Annotated in this window: 13 protein-coding genes; 7 read left to right on the top strand and 6 right to left on the bottom strand. The window is 55.6% G+C overall.

Features of this window, described 5'->3' with window-relative positions; translation table 11 throughout:
* Window positions 1-3 precede the first annotated feature (3 nt).
* Together F8562_RS07625 and F8562_RS07620 are read right to left on the bottom strand one after the other, a co-directional pair.
* Window positions 4-1101 carry a glycoside hydrolase family 105 protein gene (locus F8562_RS07625; RefSeq protein WP_004853118.1) on the bottom strand — a complete coding sequence of 366 codons (1098 nt, stop codon included), beginning with the start codon at window positions 1099-1101 and terminating at the stop codon, window positions 4-6.
* Window positions 1076-2530: an MFS transporter gene (locus F8562_RS07620; RefSeq protein ID WP_014230349.1), complete on the bottom strand. Its 1455-nt coding sequence runs from the start codon at window positions 2528-2530 to the stop codon at window positions 1076-1078. The genes F8562_RS07625 and F8562_RS07620 overlap by 26 nt, the downstream gene beginning before the upstream one ends.
* Window positions 2531-2952: 422 nt before the next feature.
* Between F8562_RS07620 and F8562_RS07615 the strand changes: the two genes are divergently transcribed.
* A complete protein-coding gene (locus F8562_RS07615) occupies window positions 2953-4311 on the top strand; it encodes a glycoside hydrolase family 28 protein (protein WP_014839190.1) in 1359 nt (452 codons plus the stop codon).
* A gap of 43 nt (window positions 4312-4354) precedes the next feature.
* Here the strand turns inward: F8562_RS07615 and purN are convergent, their stop codons facing one another.
* Both purN and purM read right to left on the bottom strand, forming a co-directional pair.
* Complete coding sequence (purN, locus tag F8562_RS07610; protein WP_014230347.1) at window positions 4355-4996, bottom strand: phosphoribosylglycinamide formyltransferase; 642 nt, start codon at window positions 4994-4996, stop codon at window positions 4355-4357.
* Window positions 4993-6030 (bottom strand): phosphoribosylformylglycinamidine cyclo-ligase, encoded by a 1038-nt coding sequence (gene purM, locus F8562_RS07605; protein WP_049114485.1) that lies wholly within the window; start codon window positions 6028-6030, stop codon window positions 4993-4995. Before purM ends, purN begins: the two co-directional genes overlap by 4 nt.
* A 265-nt stretch (window positions 6031-6295) precedes the next feature.
* On the opposite strand from purM, the gene bglK reads away from it, so the two are divergent.
* From bglK to F8562_RS07580, 5 genes are all read left to right on the top strand, one after another.
* Window positions 6296-7189: a beta-glucoside kinase BglK gene (gene bglK / locus F8562_RS07600; RefSeq protein ID WP_014839187.1), complete on the top strand. Its 894-nt coding sequence runs from the start codon at window positions 6296-6298 to the stop codon at window positions 7187-7189.
* A gap of 9 nt (window positions 7190-7198) precedes the next feature.
* Complete coding sequence (locus F8562_RS07595) at window positions 7199-8629, top strand: 6-phospho-beta-glucosidase (protein ID WP_014230344.1); 1431 nt, start codon at window positions 7199-7201, stop codon at window positions 8627-8629.
* 182 nt (window positions 8630-8811) lie between these two features.
* Window positions 8812-9438, top strand: coding sequence for a uracil phosphoribosyltransferase (upp, locus tag F8562_RS07590; protein ID WP_004123492.1), 627 nt, complete (start codon window positions 8812-8814; stop codon window positions 9436-9438).
* 95 nt (window positions 9439-9533) lie between these two features.
* On the top strand, window positions 9534-10823 hold the full coding sequence (gene uraA, locus F8562_RS07585; protein WP_004853099.1) for a uracil permease: 1290 nt from the start codon (window positions 9534-9536) through the stop codon (window positions 10821-10823).
* Between the two features lie 95 nt (window positions 10824-10918).
* Window positions 10919-11620 (top strand): DnaA inactivator Hda, encoded by a 702-nt coding sequence (locus F8562_RS07580; RefSeq protein ID WP_211800913.1) that lies wholly within the window; start codon window positions 10919-10921, stop codon window positions 11618-11620.
* A 26-nt stretch (window positions 11621-11646) separates the two neighbouring features.
* On the opposite strand, the gene arsC is transcribed toward F8562_RS07580, so the two are convergent.
* Together arsC and bepA are read right to left on the bottom strand one after the other, a co-directional pair.
* Window positions 11647-12006 carry an arsenate reductase (glutaredoxin) gene (arsC, locus tag F8562_RS07575; RefSeq protein ID WP_014839186.1) on the bottom strand — a complete coding sequence of 120 codons (360 nt, stop codon included), beginning with the start codon at window positions 12004-12006 and terminating at the stop codon, window positions 11647-11649.
* Between the two features lie 9 nt (window positions 12007-12015).
* A complete protein-coding gene (bepA, locus tag F8562_RS07570) occupies window positions 12016-13479 on the bottom strand; it encodes a beta-barrel assembly-enhancing protease (RefSeq protein ID WP_004853093.1) in 1464 nt (487 codons plus the stop codon).
* Between the two features lie 229 nt (window positions 13480-13708).
* Between bepA and F8562_RS07565 the strand changes: the two genes are divergently transcribed.
* Window positions 13709-14776, top strand: a complete 1068-nt coding sequence (locus tag F8562_RS07565) for an AI-2E family transporter (protein WP_004123481.1) — start codon at window positions 13709-13711, stop codon at window positions 14774-14776.
* Window positions 14777-14783: the final 7 nt, after the last annotated feature.

Below are 14783 nucleotides of genomic sequence, written 5' to 3'. Positions count from 1 at the left end.
GTATTAACGCGTGCGGTATAAAGCCTCGACCAGGCTGAGTATCGCCAGCGCCTGGCCATATGGCATCGCAGTTAGGGGGATTCGTCGGTAATGGTCAAGGTCGTGTCCCATTGCCGTGCCAAATGAAACCTGGGTTAACTCTCCCTCCGGCGAGATATGCTCAATAATGCCTGCGATTGCTCGTTCGGCAACGGGTAGATAGCTGTCGTCGAGGTAGCCGAGACGTATCGCTTTCAGGATACCGGCTGCGAATCCCCCTGTTGCTGAGGCTTCAGCGTAGCTTGTTGCATCATCTAATAGCGTCGGCCATAGCCCGTTTTCACATTGACAGCGGGCGAGGGCGGATACCTGGCCCTGCAGGATGTTACAGAGCTGGCGATAGAAGGCGTCATGCTCATCAAGATTGAGCATTTCCAGTAGTTCAGGAATCGCCAGTGTTATCCAGCTATTGCCACGAGCCCATCGGGCACCGGCAAAATGATGCCTGCCGTCGAAATTCCAGCCGTGAAACCATAAACCACTTTTTCTATCCGTAAGGTAGTGAATGTGCTGTAGAAATTGAAATTTTGCTTCTTCTACCCAGTAAGGTTTTTGCAATAAAAGCCCAATCCTGGCCAGAGGCAGGACCGCCATCATCAAGGTGTCATCCCAGATTTGCTGATAATGCGCGTTTTCGTAGGTGACATGCTGCATGCAGCCTTCATCAGTGCGCGGAATCTGACGATAAAGCGCATCTCCCCACACTTCCAGATACGCGCGCCATTCGTGACGCGCGTCCTGCTGGTAGCGACTGGCAAGCGTCAAAAAAGGGATCGCGGTATTAATATTCTTCTCCGGCGTTCCTTCGGCGAAACGGGCGCTGAACCAGTCGTCAATAATCTGCCTGGCGCGAGATGAGCCGGTAAGTTCATGGTAGCGGTAGAGACCAAACAAGCCGATACCATGTGTCCATTCCCATCCAGCCCAGCCTTTTGTATCAATCACGCGCCCGTCAGGCAGGCGCTGCAGGAATTGACCATTGTCATCCTGAATTGCGGTGAGGCTATCGATCAGTTTTTCGATAAGACGGATGATTTCAGGATGGCTTATTTTCTGCGACATAGAGATTCCCTTGCGTTGTCGTTTCAGCTGTATGCTGCCAGTGGGTATTCATATGCGGATGCCCGGTAAGTAACTCTACGGTTTGTCGTACCTGCGTTGATGCATCTTCGGGTTTACCGCCAGACCGCAGACGCTCTAGCTCGAAGGTAAGCGTCTTATGACACTCCTGGCTTAGACGAAAGCGAAACGCGCCGTACATCGCCAGCAGAGTGAGTAAACCCGGTCCGATAAGGAATACCCACCAGATGCCGTTTAGCGCGGCGGCATCTTGCGACTCTGCGCCTTTGGTAAAGCCAAACGCCTCCAGCGCCAGTCCAACAATAAACAGGGCCAGCGCCTGGGAAAATTTGCGCGTTAGCATCATGACGCCCGCGTAAATGCCTTCACGTCTGACGCCGGTATAAGCTTCATCCACATCAGGTAAAAAGTTGTAGACGTTCCATGGGATAAGATAGGTTCCGCCGCGTGCGATGCCCATCACGATGGCCCCGCCGAATAAGAATCCTGATAAATGGCTAATGGAGGCGGAAAGCTGGCTGAACCACAGTAGAGCGCACATAATCAGTGCAATTGCCAGTTTGTAGGCGTTGCCGTTGCCGATGCGAATACAAAGCCAGGTAAAGAAAGGGATGGCAAAAAATTGAAATAGCGTCATCAGGCTCATTGCCTGGGAAGCTAAGGATGCGCCGACCTGAAGTACATATGTAAGATAGTGCATAAACAGCGAGCCGAAAATATCTAGGGCGACGGCTCCGCCAACGTACATCATGATGTGAATGCGAAAAGTACGTAAACGGAAAGTTGAAGCCATTTCTCGATACAGCGAAATAATTGTTTTCCCCATCCCGCGCTGAGTCGAAGGCGGCGGGAGATTCTCCCGTTCCCAGGTTCCCCGCCAAACGAAGATCCACGGTAGGGCGAAGAGTACGGAAAAGACCAGGCCGATATATAAAAATGCCTGCGATTTATCGGCGACGTGCGCCAAAATTTGTCCTGGGATAAGTGCAGATAAAAACGCTGTCGCCTGGGCAAATAGCATCCGCGCGCCAGACATTTTTGAACGCAGATCGTAACGCGAGGTCATCTCCGCAGGCAGCGTATCGTAGGGCACCATCAAGAGGGTAAAAACGGTGCTGAATAACAAATAAGTACCAAGATACCAGGCATAGCCAAAACCGCTTACCCACATCAGGGCAAAGCAAAAGGAGAGCGGCGCGCCGATAATAAAGAATATTCGGCGTCGCCCCCAGCGCGTGCGAATATTGTCGGTGATATAACCCATGATCGGGTCGGTGATGCCATCCCAAATTTTGGCGATCGCAAAGATGGATGCGGCGGCGGCGGGAGAAAGGCCCGCCACTTCAATATAAAAATAAAGCAGCCAAAGCCCGGTGATCGTCATTGCCCCGCTGCCGAAGATATCGCCCATCCCCCAGCAGAGAATATTGCGTGTTTTTACTTCCCGTGGTGCCGTTACTGTCCTCGTCATTTTTCCTGTCTCTTCTGTCAGTAAAGAGGAAGTAGCACAGTAAAAGAGGTGAAAATTTTGCGGAATCGTCATCAAGGCGCTTTTGTTAAGAACTGAGAGCGGGGCGGAGAAAGCGGATTAAATGAAATAAATAGCGTGATATGGCCGGCAGTATTAGGACGGGCGAAAAAATGAAATGTGATAGCCATCGCTATTTCTGCGGAAGGAGCGAGAAGAAATGTGTCCGAAATCACAGATGAACTGCGGGAAAAAAGGACGTTGTGAGAACGGCGACAGATTACTTATGTCGATGCTGTTTTGCCCTACGGCGATCGATAATGACTGTGTTCAGATAGCATTCCCATTTCATCTCAGGAAATCCTATGAACATTTTTCTTTCAAACTGGCGCCCGCACGCAGATGGTATTACTCGCGACACTGAGATTTTTCAAAAAGCGCTGGATACCTTATCGCAAGCGGGCGGCGGTACGCTGGTGGTGGAAAGTGGAAAATATTACCTTGGCGGGTTACGCATGGGGTCAAACACCTGCCTGTGGTTGTCACCCGGTGCAGAACTCATCGTCAGCGATAATTATGCTGACTTCACCCAGGCGGTGGCCTTAAGCCGCGCAGAGTGCTCAGACCGGGCTTTCCTCTATGCCCAGGATGCCGAAAATATCTCGATTTGTGGGGGCGGTACTATTTACGGTAATGCCGATGGTTGGTTCTCCTCATCGGTTGATGATATGGGCTATCGCACGCCCGCCGAACAGCGGCCGCGCATGATTCTTCTGGAAAATTGCCAGCGGGTCAGGCTGGAAAATATCTGTATACACCATGCGCCGATGTGGACAATTCATCTTGTTTCATGTTCACAGGTGGTGATTGATGGCATTACCGTCGATAACGATCTGACAATGGCAAATACTGATGCGCTGGATATCGATAGCTGTCAGCAGGTACACGTTGCTAATAGTTTTTTTAGTGCGGCGGACGATGCAATTTGTCTGAAAACCACCGATAAACCGGCGGCTATCCAACGTCCTTTACGTCAGGTGACGATCGTCAATTGTACCCTGCGCTCAAAAAGCTGCGCTTTTAAAATCGGCACGGAAACCTGGCAAGATATTGAAGATATTGTGGTCAGCAACTGCACTATCTATGATTCGAATCGCGGTATCGGCCTGATTTCACGAGATGGCGGCCGGCTACGAAGAATGCTCTTTACCAGCATGACTTTTGAGTGTGTGGCGGCGCCAGCCTGTCACTGGGGGGAGGCGGACCCGATTTTCCTCTCCGCGCGTCGCAGGAATCCGCAGATCGAGCCCGGTGAGATTACGCAAATCCAGTTTCGTGGGCTTTGCGGAGAATGTGAAGGCGCCATCAATATGCACAGTGAAACCCCTTCCATGATCAACCGAATACGACTCGAGAGTATTCAGCTTACCCAGCGACTGCATTGCCACGGTTGGCAGGGGAATTATGATATTCGTCCGCCGTGTAATCCTCTTTCGCCAACAGGAATGGGTGTCGATAACGCCTGGTGCCTCAACCCAGAAACGGGAAAGGCCTGGGGAGTCGAACCCTATCCCGGAGGGCTACCCGTCCTGTTTGCGCAGGGGGTTTCCGATTTAGTCATCAGAGAACTTGATTGGCAGCGTCCAGTTCCCCTACCGGCAGGCTGGAATACGCAAGCGCTGTGTCTGGAAAAATGCGAGCGGTCATCCGTGCGGGAAACCTGAGCTAATGAAAAACGCCTCCAGCGGACGCCAGAGGCGGGAAAGTTTACTCTTCTGCCGCATATCCCTGCGGTGGAAGAGGAACATCATCAAGCCAGGCTTCGTTTCCTTCCGCGCGCAGGCGGCCATCGACAAACCAGCTGATAGCCAGGGGATAGATATCGTGTTCCTGCGCCTGTACGCGGGCGGTAATGTCGTCCTCGGTATCTTCAGCGAAAACCGGTACCTTTGCCTGCAGAACCACCGGACCTCCGTCCAGCTCATCGGTCACAAAATGCACCGACGTCCCGTGCTCCTCATCGCCATTTTCCAGCGCCTGACGATGGGTGTGCAGCCCCGGATATTTTGGCAGCAGGGAAGGGTGGATATTCAGCATGCGCCCCTGGTAGTGGGCGACAAAAGCCGGGCTAAGAATACGCATGTAGCCGGCGAGAACCACCAGATCCGGCGCGTAAGCATCGATCTCGTGCATCAGCTCTCGGTCGAAAGCTTCCCGGTTGGCAAACTGGCTTGCGGCGAGCGCGTGAGCCGGAATATTGGCCGCGCGCGCGCGCTCAAGGCCGAACGCGTCGGCCTTGTTGCTGAAGACTGCACGCAGGGTGCCGTTGATTTTTTTCCGGGCGCAGGCGTCAATAATCGCCTGCAGGTTGCTACCGTTACCGGAAATCAGCACCACGATGTTTTTCATTCAATGACCACACGCTGTTCGGAATCAGAGGCTTTGATATACCCTATTTTCCACGCGCTTTCACCTTTGTCGTTCAGGAAGGCAATGGCTTTATCCGCCGCTTCCGCCGGCAGCGCGATGACCATGCCGACGCCGCAGTTAAAGGTGCGATACATTTCGTGGCTGCTAACGTTACCCGCGGTTTGCAGCCAGTTGAACACGTCCGGCCACTGCCAGGAGGATTCATCAATGACCGCCTGGGTATTGTCCGGCAGCACGCGCGGGATGTTTTCCCAGAAGCCGCCGCCGGTCAGGTGGGCGATGGCGTGCACGTCAACGTTGGCGATCAGGTCGAGTACGGATTTCACATAAATGCGGGTCGGCGCCAGCAGATGGTCGGCCAGCGGCTTACCGTTGAGATCGGTGGTTTGCGGGTCAACGCCGCTGACTTCGATAATTTTGCGCACCAGAGAGTAGCCGTTAGAGTGCGGGCCGCTGGAAGCCAGCGCCACCAGCACGTCGCCATCGGCCACTTTGCTGCCGTCGATAATTTCTGATTTTTCTACCACCCCAACGCAGAAACCGGCCACGTCATAATCTTCGCCGTGGTACATGCCCGGCATTTCCGCCGTCTCGCCGCCCACCAGCGCGCAGCCTGACTGCAGACAACCTTCGGCAATGCCGCTGATTACGCTCGCCGCAGTATCGACATCCAGTTTGCCGGTCGCGTAGTAATCAAGGAAGAACAGCGGCTCTGCGCCCTGAACCACGAGGTCGTTTACGCACATAGCGACCAGGTCGATACCGATAGTGTCGTGACGCTTGAGGTCCATCGCCAGACGCAGCTTGGTGCCGACGCCGTCGGTGCCGGAGACCAGAACCGGTTCGCGATACTTCTGCGGCAGCGCGCACAGCGCGCCGAATCCGCCCAGTCCACCCATCACTTCCGGGCGGCGGGTTTTCTTCACCACGCCCTTAATACGGTCGACGAGAGCGTTGCCTGCATCAATATCCACGCCGGCATCTTTATAGCTGAGAGAGGTTTTATCGGTCACTGCGAAGTCTCCACGCGTTTGCGGTAGCAATAAAAAACGGCGCAATTCTAACAGGGATAGCAAACGTTTGCGAGCCTGCTTTGCAGCCGATGTAAAACGGCCGTTAAGTGCGCAAATTTGATACTGTTCACGAAAATGAAACCGGGTACATTCTTCTGCTTGCCAGCGTTGTCGGGAATAATCATCATGCCAGTGAAACCGGTTTCTTTCCTGATTTCTGGAGAGATAAACCGCGAATGTGATGGATTCTGGAGGAAAGCTGAGGATGAACATTGCCGCATTTGATATCGGTGGCACGGCGTTAAAAATGGGGGTAATGACGCGCGAAGGCACGCTGCTGGAGAAAGGAAAGCAGAACATCGTCGACAGCGACGGCGACCAGATCCTGCAGGCGATGCTGGCGTGGATCGCCGCTCACCCGGCGTGTGAAGGGGTGGCAATCAGCGCGCCCGGCTACGTTAACCCGCACACCGGCTTTATCGAAATGGGCGGCGCCATCCGTAAATTCGATAACTTCGCCATCAAACGCTGGCTTGAGCAGCAGGTTCGCCTGCCCGTGGCCATTGAGAATGATGCCAACTGCGTGCTGCTGGCCGAGCGCTGGCGGGGGAAAGCCGCCGACATGAGCAACTTTCTGGTCCTGACCATCGGCACCGGCATCGGCGGGGCGATTTTCTGTAATAACCAGCTGGTCCACGGCGCGCGCTTCCGCGCCGGCGAGTTCGGCTATATGCAAACCGCGCGTCCGGGCACCCGCGATGTGCGGCGCTATTCGATGAACGAAAAATGCACGCTGCGCGTGCTGCGCCATCGCTACGCTGAACATATCGGCAAGGCGCTGGATGACGTCACTGGCGAAGAGATTTTTGACCGCTACGATGCGGGCGACGCCACCTGTCGACGTCTGGTCGCTGAATTCTTTAACGGCCTGGGTACCGGGCTTTACAACCTCGTCAACTTATTCGACCCGCAAACGATTTTGATCGGCGGCGGGATTGTGGAACGACCGGGCTTTCTGGCGCTGCTGCGCGAACATCTGGCCTGGTTTGGCATTGCGGAATATATCGACACCGTCAGCCACGGCAACGATGCCGGGCTGGTAGGCGCGGTTTACCATTTCAATCAGCAATACCGGTCGCAGAGCGGCGACTGCGCATAGGGAGAGAACATGTCCGGATTTAAAGAAGGTTTTCTGTGGGGCGGCGCGGTGGCGGCGCATCAGCTGGAAGGCGGCTGGAAAGAGGGCGGTAAAGGGGTGAGCGTCGCCGACGTGATGACCGCAGGCGCGCACGGCGTACCGCGCGAAATCACCGATGGCGTGCTGCCGGGGAAAAACTACCCCAACCACGAAGCGATCGATTTTTATCATCGCTATAAAGACGACATTCGCCTGTTTGCCGAAATGGGCTTCAAATGCTTCCGCACCTCCATTGCCTGGACGCGCATCTTTCCGCTGGGCGATGAGCAAGAACCTAACGAGGCCGGGCTGCAGTTTTACGACGACCTGTTCGATGAGTGCCTGAAGCACGGTATTGAGCCGGTGATTACGCTCTCCCACTTCGAAATGCCGTACCATCTGGTGACGGAGTACGGCGGCTGGCGTAACCGTAAACTGATTGATTTCTTCGTCCGCTTTGCCCGGGTGGTATTTACCCGCTACCAGCACAAAGTGAAGTACTGGATGACCTTCAATGAGATCAATAACCAGGCCAACTTCCACGAAGATTTTGCGCCGTTCACCAACTCCGGACTGAAATATCTGCCGGGGGAGGACCGCGAGCCGGTCATGTTTCAGGCGGCGCACTATGAGCTGGTCGCCAGCGCGCTGGCGGTTAAAGCCGCCCGCGAAATTAACCCGTCATTGCAGATTGGCTGCATGATCGCCATGTGTCCGATTTACCCGCTGAGCTGTGCGCCCAACGATATGATGATGGCGATGAACGCCATGCATCGCCGCTACTGGTTTACCGACGTTCACGTGCGCGGCCGCTATCCGCAGCACCTGCTGAATTACTTCGAGCGTCGCGGTTTTGCGCTGGACATCACCGAAGAAGACCGCGTGGCGCTGACTCAGGGCTGCGTCGACTATATCGGCTTTAGCTACTATATGTCGTTCGCCACGAAAGCAACGGATGATAATCCGCAGCTGGATTACGATGAAAGCAAGAGTCTGGTTTCCAACCCGTACGTGCAGAAGTCAGACTGGGGCTGGCAGATTGATCCGGTAGGGCTGCGCTACTCCCTGAACTGGTTCTGGGATCATTACCAGCTGCCGCTGTTTATTGTGGAGAACGGCTTTGGCGCCATCGACGTGCGCGAAGCGGACGGCTCGGTGGATGACCAGTATCGTATTGACTACCTTTCCGCCCATATCGCCGAAATGAAAAAAGCGGTTGTTGAGGATGGCGTCGACCTGATGGGCTATACCCCGTGGGGCTGTATCGACCTGGTTTCCGCGGGAACCGGTGAGATGAAAAAACGCTACGGCTTTATCTACGTGGATAAAGATAATGAGGGCAATGGCACGCTGGCGCGTAGCCGTAAGAAATCTTTTGCCTGGTATCAGCAGGTTATCGGCAGCAACGGCGAAAAGCTATAAACGGCCGTAAAGCCCCATTCAGCCCCGCCTTCGCGGGGTTTTTTTATTTTGTCTTATACTGGCACAGGCAGCGTAAAGCATTTTGGTTGATCCCGGTCAAACATATCGGCTATGGCGTAAAAGGAAAAAGGCGGTATAATCCGGCGATTTTTTTTGTGGCTGCCCCTCAGAGGAGAAAGAGAATGAAGATCGTGGAAGTGAAACACCCACTCGTCAAACACAAGCTGGGCCTGATGCGTGAGCACGACATCAGCACCAAACGCTTCCGTGAACTCGCCTCAGAAGTTGGCAGCTTACTGACTTATGAAGCAACTTCCGATCTGGCGACCGAAAAAGTCACCATCGAAGGCTGGAACGGCCCGGTAGAAATTGAGCAGATCAAAGGCAAGAAAATTACCGTAGTGCCGATTCTGCGCGCGGGTCTGGGGATGATGGAAGGCGTGCTTGAGCACGTGCCGAGCGCGCGCATCAGCGTGGTGGGCATCTATCGTAACGAAGAGACCCTTGAGCCGGTGCCTTACTTCCAGAAGCTGGTATCCAACATCGACGAACGCATGGCGCTGGTGGTTGACCCGATGCTGGCGACCGGCGGCTCCATGATCGCCACCATCGACCTGCTGAAAAAAGCGGGCTGCTCCAGCATTAAGGTGCTGGTTCTGGTGGCGGCGCCGGAAGGCATCGCCGCGCTGGAGAAAGCGCATCCGGACGTTGAGCTGTACACCGCGTCCATCGACCAGGGCCTGAACGAGCACGGATACATTATTCCGGGGCTCGGCGACGCCGGCGATAAGATTTTTGGTACGAAATAAATGATGAAGTAGAAAAAGCCGACTTTGAGAGTCGGCTTTTTTTTGAATAAAACACACCAACAGCAATCAACAAACGACTCTCAGAGGAAAATGCCATGACGCGCCGTGCTATCGGGGTGAGTGAAAGACCGCCGCTTTTACAGACAATCCCGCTTAGTTTGCAACATCTGTTCGCCATGTTTGGCGCAACGGTACTGGTGCCCGTTCTGTTCCATATCAACCCGGCCACGGTACTGCTGTTTAACGGCATCGGAACGCTGTTATATCTTTTCATCTGCAAAGGCAAAATTCCGGCTTATCTCGGATCGAGCTTTGCGTTTATCTCCCCGGTGCTGCTTCTGCTGCCGCTGGGCTACGAAGTCGCTCTCGGCGGCTTTATCATGTGCGGCGTGCTGTTTTGCATCGTCTCCTTTATTGTCAAAAAAGCCGGAACCGGCTGGCTGGACGTGATGTTCCCACCGGCGGCGATGGGCGCGATTGTCGCGGTTATCGGCCTGGAGCTGGCGGGCGTGGCGGCGAATATGGCCGGTCTGCTGCCCGCTGACGGGCAATCGCCGGACAGCAAAACCATTATTATTTCGATGGTGACGCTGGCGGTGACGGTTTTCGGTTCGGTGCTGTTCCGCGGTTTCCTGGCGATTATCCCGATTTTAATCGGCGTCCTGGTCGGCTACGCGCTCTCCTTCGTGATGGGCGTCGTCGATACCACGCCCATCGCCGAGGCCCACTGGTTCGCGCTGCCGACCTTCTACACCCCGCGCTTTGAATGGTTTGCGATTTTCACCATTCTCCCCGCCGCGCTGGTGGTGATCGCCGAGCACGTTGGACATCTGGTAGTCACGGCCAATATCGTCAAAAAAGATCTGATCCGCGATCCGGGCCTGCATCGTTCAATGTTTGCCAACGGCCTGTCTACGGTGATCTCCGGCTTCTTTGGCTCCACGCCAAACACCACCTACGGCGAGAACATTGGCGTGATGGCGATCACCCGCGTCTACAGCACCTGGGTTATCGGCGGCGCGGCGATCATCGCGATTCTGCTCTCCTGCGTCGGCAAGCTGGCGGCGGCGATCCAGATTATCCCGCTGCCGGTAATGGGCGGCGTCTCGCTGCTGCTGTACGGGGTTATCGGCGCTTCGGGTATTCGCGTGCTGATCGAATCTAAAGTTGATTACAACAAGGCGCAGAACCTGATTCTGACCTCCGTTATCCTGATCATCGGCGTCAGCGGGGCAAAAGTGCATATCGGCGCCGCCGAGCTGAAAGGCATGGCGCTGGCGACCATCGTTGGCGTCGGGCTGAGCCTGATCTTCAAACTGATTAGCGTGCTGCGTCCGGAAGAGGTGGTTCTCGACGCTGCGGATAGCGAAGAAGCAAAACATTGATCCTTATACCGGGCGGCGATCCTGCCCGGTTCTCTCCTTGCGTATTTCTGTGCTAAACTCTCCGCGTTTTTCTGCAAGCCTATGTTGAGGTCCATCTGAACGCACCGGCACAGCTCTCTTTGCCACTGTATCTTCCCGATGATGAAACTTTCGCGAGTTTCTGGCCGGGCGATAACCCTTCTCTTCTTGCCGCCCTTCAGAACGTGCTGCGGCAGGAACATAGCGGATACATCTATATCTGGTCACGCGAAGGGGCGGGGCGCAGCCATCTCCTGCACGCGGCCTGCGCGGAGCTCTCCCAGCGCGGCGATGCGGTGGGCTACGTACCTCTGGATAAACGGACGTGGTTTGTTCCTGAAGTGCTGGACGGGATGGAGCACCTGTCGCTGGTTTGTATCGATAATATTGAGTGCGTAGCGGGCGATGAACTGTGGGAAATGGCGATTTTCGATCTCTACAACCGCATTCTCGAGTCCGGTAAAACCCGGCTGCTGATTACCGGCGACCGACCGCCGCGCCAGCTCAAGCTTGGCCTGCCGGATCTGGCTTCGCGTCTTGACTGGGGGCAAATCTACAAGCTGCAGCCGCTGTCGGATGAAGACAAGCTCCAGGCGCTTCAGCTTCGCGCCAGACTGCGCGGTTTCGAAATGCCGGAAGACGTCTGTCGGTTCCTGCTTAAGCGGCTGGATCGCGAAATGCGTTCGCTGTTTATGACGCTCGATCAGCTCGATCGCGCCTCCATTACCGCCCAGCGCAAGCTGACCATTCCTTTCGTGAAAGAGATCCTCAAGCTTTAGCGGGCCGCGGCCTGAGGATCGACAACTTAGTTAACGATTTCCAGAACCTGCTCCGGCGGGCGACCGATACGGGCCTCGCCGTGGCTAACGACGATAGGCCGTTCAATCAGCTTTGGATTATCAATCATCGCCTGGATCAGCGCATCTTCGCTCAGCTGCGGGTTAGCGAGATCGAGGGATTTATAGAGATCTTCTTTCTGGCGCATTAAGTCGCGCGCGCTGGCCATCCCCAGCATCTTCAGCAGCTGGCGCAGCGTGGCGGCATCCGGCGGCGTCTCCAGATAGAGCACCACTTCGGGGTCGATGCCGTTAGCCTTCAGCAGGCTCAGCGTGTCGCGACTCTTGGAGCAGCGCGGGTTGTGATAGATTTTGACCGTATCGGACATGAGGTCTCCTTACATTTTCTGGTACGGTTTGAAGCGTTCCTGCAGCTGACGCAGCTGATCGATACGCGCATCGTAGCGGGCCTGCTGCAGACTGCCTAATTTTACCTGTGAGCTGGCGCTGCTGAGCAGGGTAATGGCCTGATCGAGTCGGCCAACCAGCGCCATGCCTTCCGCTCGGGCTGCCAGCTCCTGATCGCGATTTCCCAGTTTAGCTTCCGCTTGCGCCAGCAAATCCCAACCATTGACGTCATCTTTATTATTGAAGGTATAGCGGTTAAGGATCGTCGCCGCTTCTCCCGGCTGCCCGCCTTCCAGCAGGGCGTTGGCGAGGTTGAGCTGCAGCACCGGATTAGTACGCAGCTCGCGGGCGCCCTTCAGGCGATTAATCGCGTCTGTGGCTCTCTTTTGCCCGAGATCGATATCGGTCGCCAGGTCAAGGTACCAGGCGTTCTGCGGTTCGGCGCTCAGCAGCGGCTGCAGCGTTTTGCGCGCCAGATCGTAATTGTTATTGCCCATGGCCAGCAGCGCGCGGCCGTACTGGGCGGCGTGCTGCTCGCGAATATTGCCTTTTTCCCAGCTGCTCAGCAGGTCGTTGCCCAGCTTATTGTCGCCGGAGGTGTACATGCCCAGCGTTCTGGCCTTCGCCAGGTAGAAGTCAGCGGAGGACTGCACCACAACCGGGCGCATCTGGTTCGCACGGTTGCGGGCGTCGGCGAGACGGCTTTCCGGTAAGGGGTGGGTCAGCAGCATTTCCGGCGGCCGGGTGGAGTAGCGCGACTCGTCGAGCAGCTTACCCATAAACGCCGGCATTGCCTGCGGGTCGAACCCGGAGCGCTGAAGGACCTGAATGCCAATGCGGTCGGCCTCTTCTTCATTTTGACGGGTAAAGCTGATCAGCCCCTGCTGGCTGCCCGCCAGGGTGCCGGTCAGCGCGGCCATCCCGGCCTGCGGGCTGGCCATCGCCAGCAGAATCGACCCCAGCGCGCCGACCCAGGTCAGCGGAGCGTTACGCTTTTGGTCTTCCATCGCGCGGGCGAGATGGCGCTGGGTGACGTGAGAAATTTCGTGCGCCATTACCGACGCCAGCTCGCTTTCATTATCCGAGTAGCGGAACAGGGCCGAGTGCAGTACGACGTTACCGCCGAAGAAAGCAAAGGCGTTTATTTGATCGTTATTAATCAGATAAAAGTGGAACGGGGTGCGAACGGAATTGGCGTGCGACACCAGGCGCATGCCTAAACCGTTAATATACTGCACCAGCAGCGGATCGTTGATTAACGGCGCGCTGCCGCGCAGCTGGCGCACGTAGTAATCTCCCATCTGCATTTCCTGGCCGATGGAGAGCGTGCTTCCTGCAGAGGTGCCCATGTCCGGCAGCGTGTCTGCGGTATCGGCAAAAGCAGGTAATATTGAACCCAGCGTCAGCGACGCTATGACGGTCGCCACCAGCGTTTTCTTCAACTGCCTGAACATAACCTCTGTCCTGTAATGTAGGTGTGCCAGTTTGACCGATTGTGCGGCGTAATGTTCCCTGACCGCAAGCAGGTCCAGCGAGTTTAGCCGTCGTTCGCGGCGTTGCAAATATGATATTCATCCGGCCAGTAATGTTTGTGGTTTTACCCATAAAAAGCGAAGTCTTTTTTGTGACATTTCGATACAATTCCTGAGATTGTTACAGCTCCGCTCTTCAGGGAAGGGTTTTATGCTCCAGATGTTAATGCAGTGGTACCGTCGTCGGTTCAGCGACCCGGAGGCGATAGCGCTGCTGGTCATTTTGCTGGCTGGGTTCGGCATTATGTTTTTCTTCAGCGGCCTGCTGGCACCTTTGTTAGTGTCGATTGTTCTGGCCTATCTGCTGGAGTGGCCCACCGTCAGACTGGAGCGTATCGGGTTTTCACGTACCTGGGCCACCTCGGTCGTTCTGATTCTGTTCGTCGGCATTCTGCTGCTGATGGCGTTTGTGGTGATGCCGGTTGCCTGGCAGCAGGGCATTTATCTGATTCGCGATATGCCCGGGATGCTGAATAAACTTTCCGATTTCGCCGCCACGGTGCCGCGCCGTTATCCGGCCCTCATGGATGCCGGCATTATCGACGCGATGGCGGAGAATATGCGCAGCCGGATGTTAACCGTCGGCGACTCGGTGGTGAAATATTCGCTGGCCTCCCTGGTCGGGCTGCTGACCCTGGCGGTCTATCTGGTGCTGGTGCCGCTGATGGTTTTCTTTCTGCTGAAAGATAAAGAGCAGATGCTTAACGCCGTACGCCGGGTGCTGCCGCGCAACCGCGGCCTGGCCGGGCAGGTATGGAAAGAGATGAACCAGCAAATTACCAACTATATTCGCGGTAAGGTGCTGGAGATGATCGTCGTCGGCGTGGCGACGTGGATTGGCTTTATCCTTTTTGGCCTCAACTATTCGCTGCTGCTGGCGGTGCTGGTGGGGTTCTCGGTATTAATCCCCTATATCGGCGCGTTTGTGGTCACCATTCCGGTGGTGGGCGTGGCGCTGTTCCAGTTTGGCGCGGGAACCGAGTTCTGGAGCCTGTTTGCGGTGTACCTGATTATTCAGGCGCTGGATGGCAACCTGCTGGTGCCGGTACTCTTCTCGGAAGCCGTTAACCTGCATCCGCTGGTGATTATTCTGTCGGTGGTGATTTTTGGCGGTCTGTGGGGATTCTGGGGCGTGTTCTTCGCTATCCCGCTGGCGACGCTCATCAAAGCGGTGGTGCACGCCTGGCCGGATGGCCTGATAGTGGAAGACGAGCATTAGCGCGAAG

This window comes from Klebsiella sp. RCJ4 (assembly GCF_009025755.1).
In the GTDB taxonomy this organism is placed as follows: domain Bacteria; phylum Pseudomonadota; class Gammaproteobacteria; order Enterobacterales; family Enterobacteriaceae; genus Klebsiella; species Klebsiella michiganensis.
The sequence above is the reverse complement of the archived record's forward strand: the minus strand, read 5'-3'. Positions and strand labels throughout refer to the sequence as shown.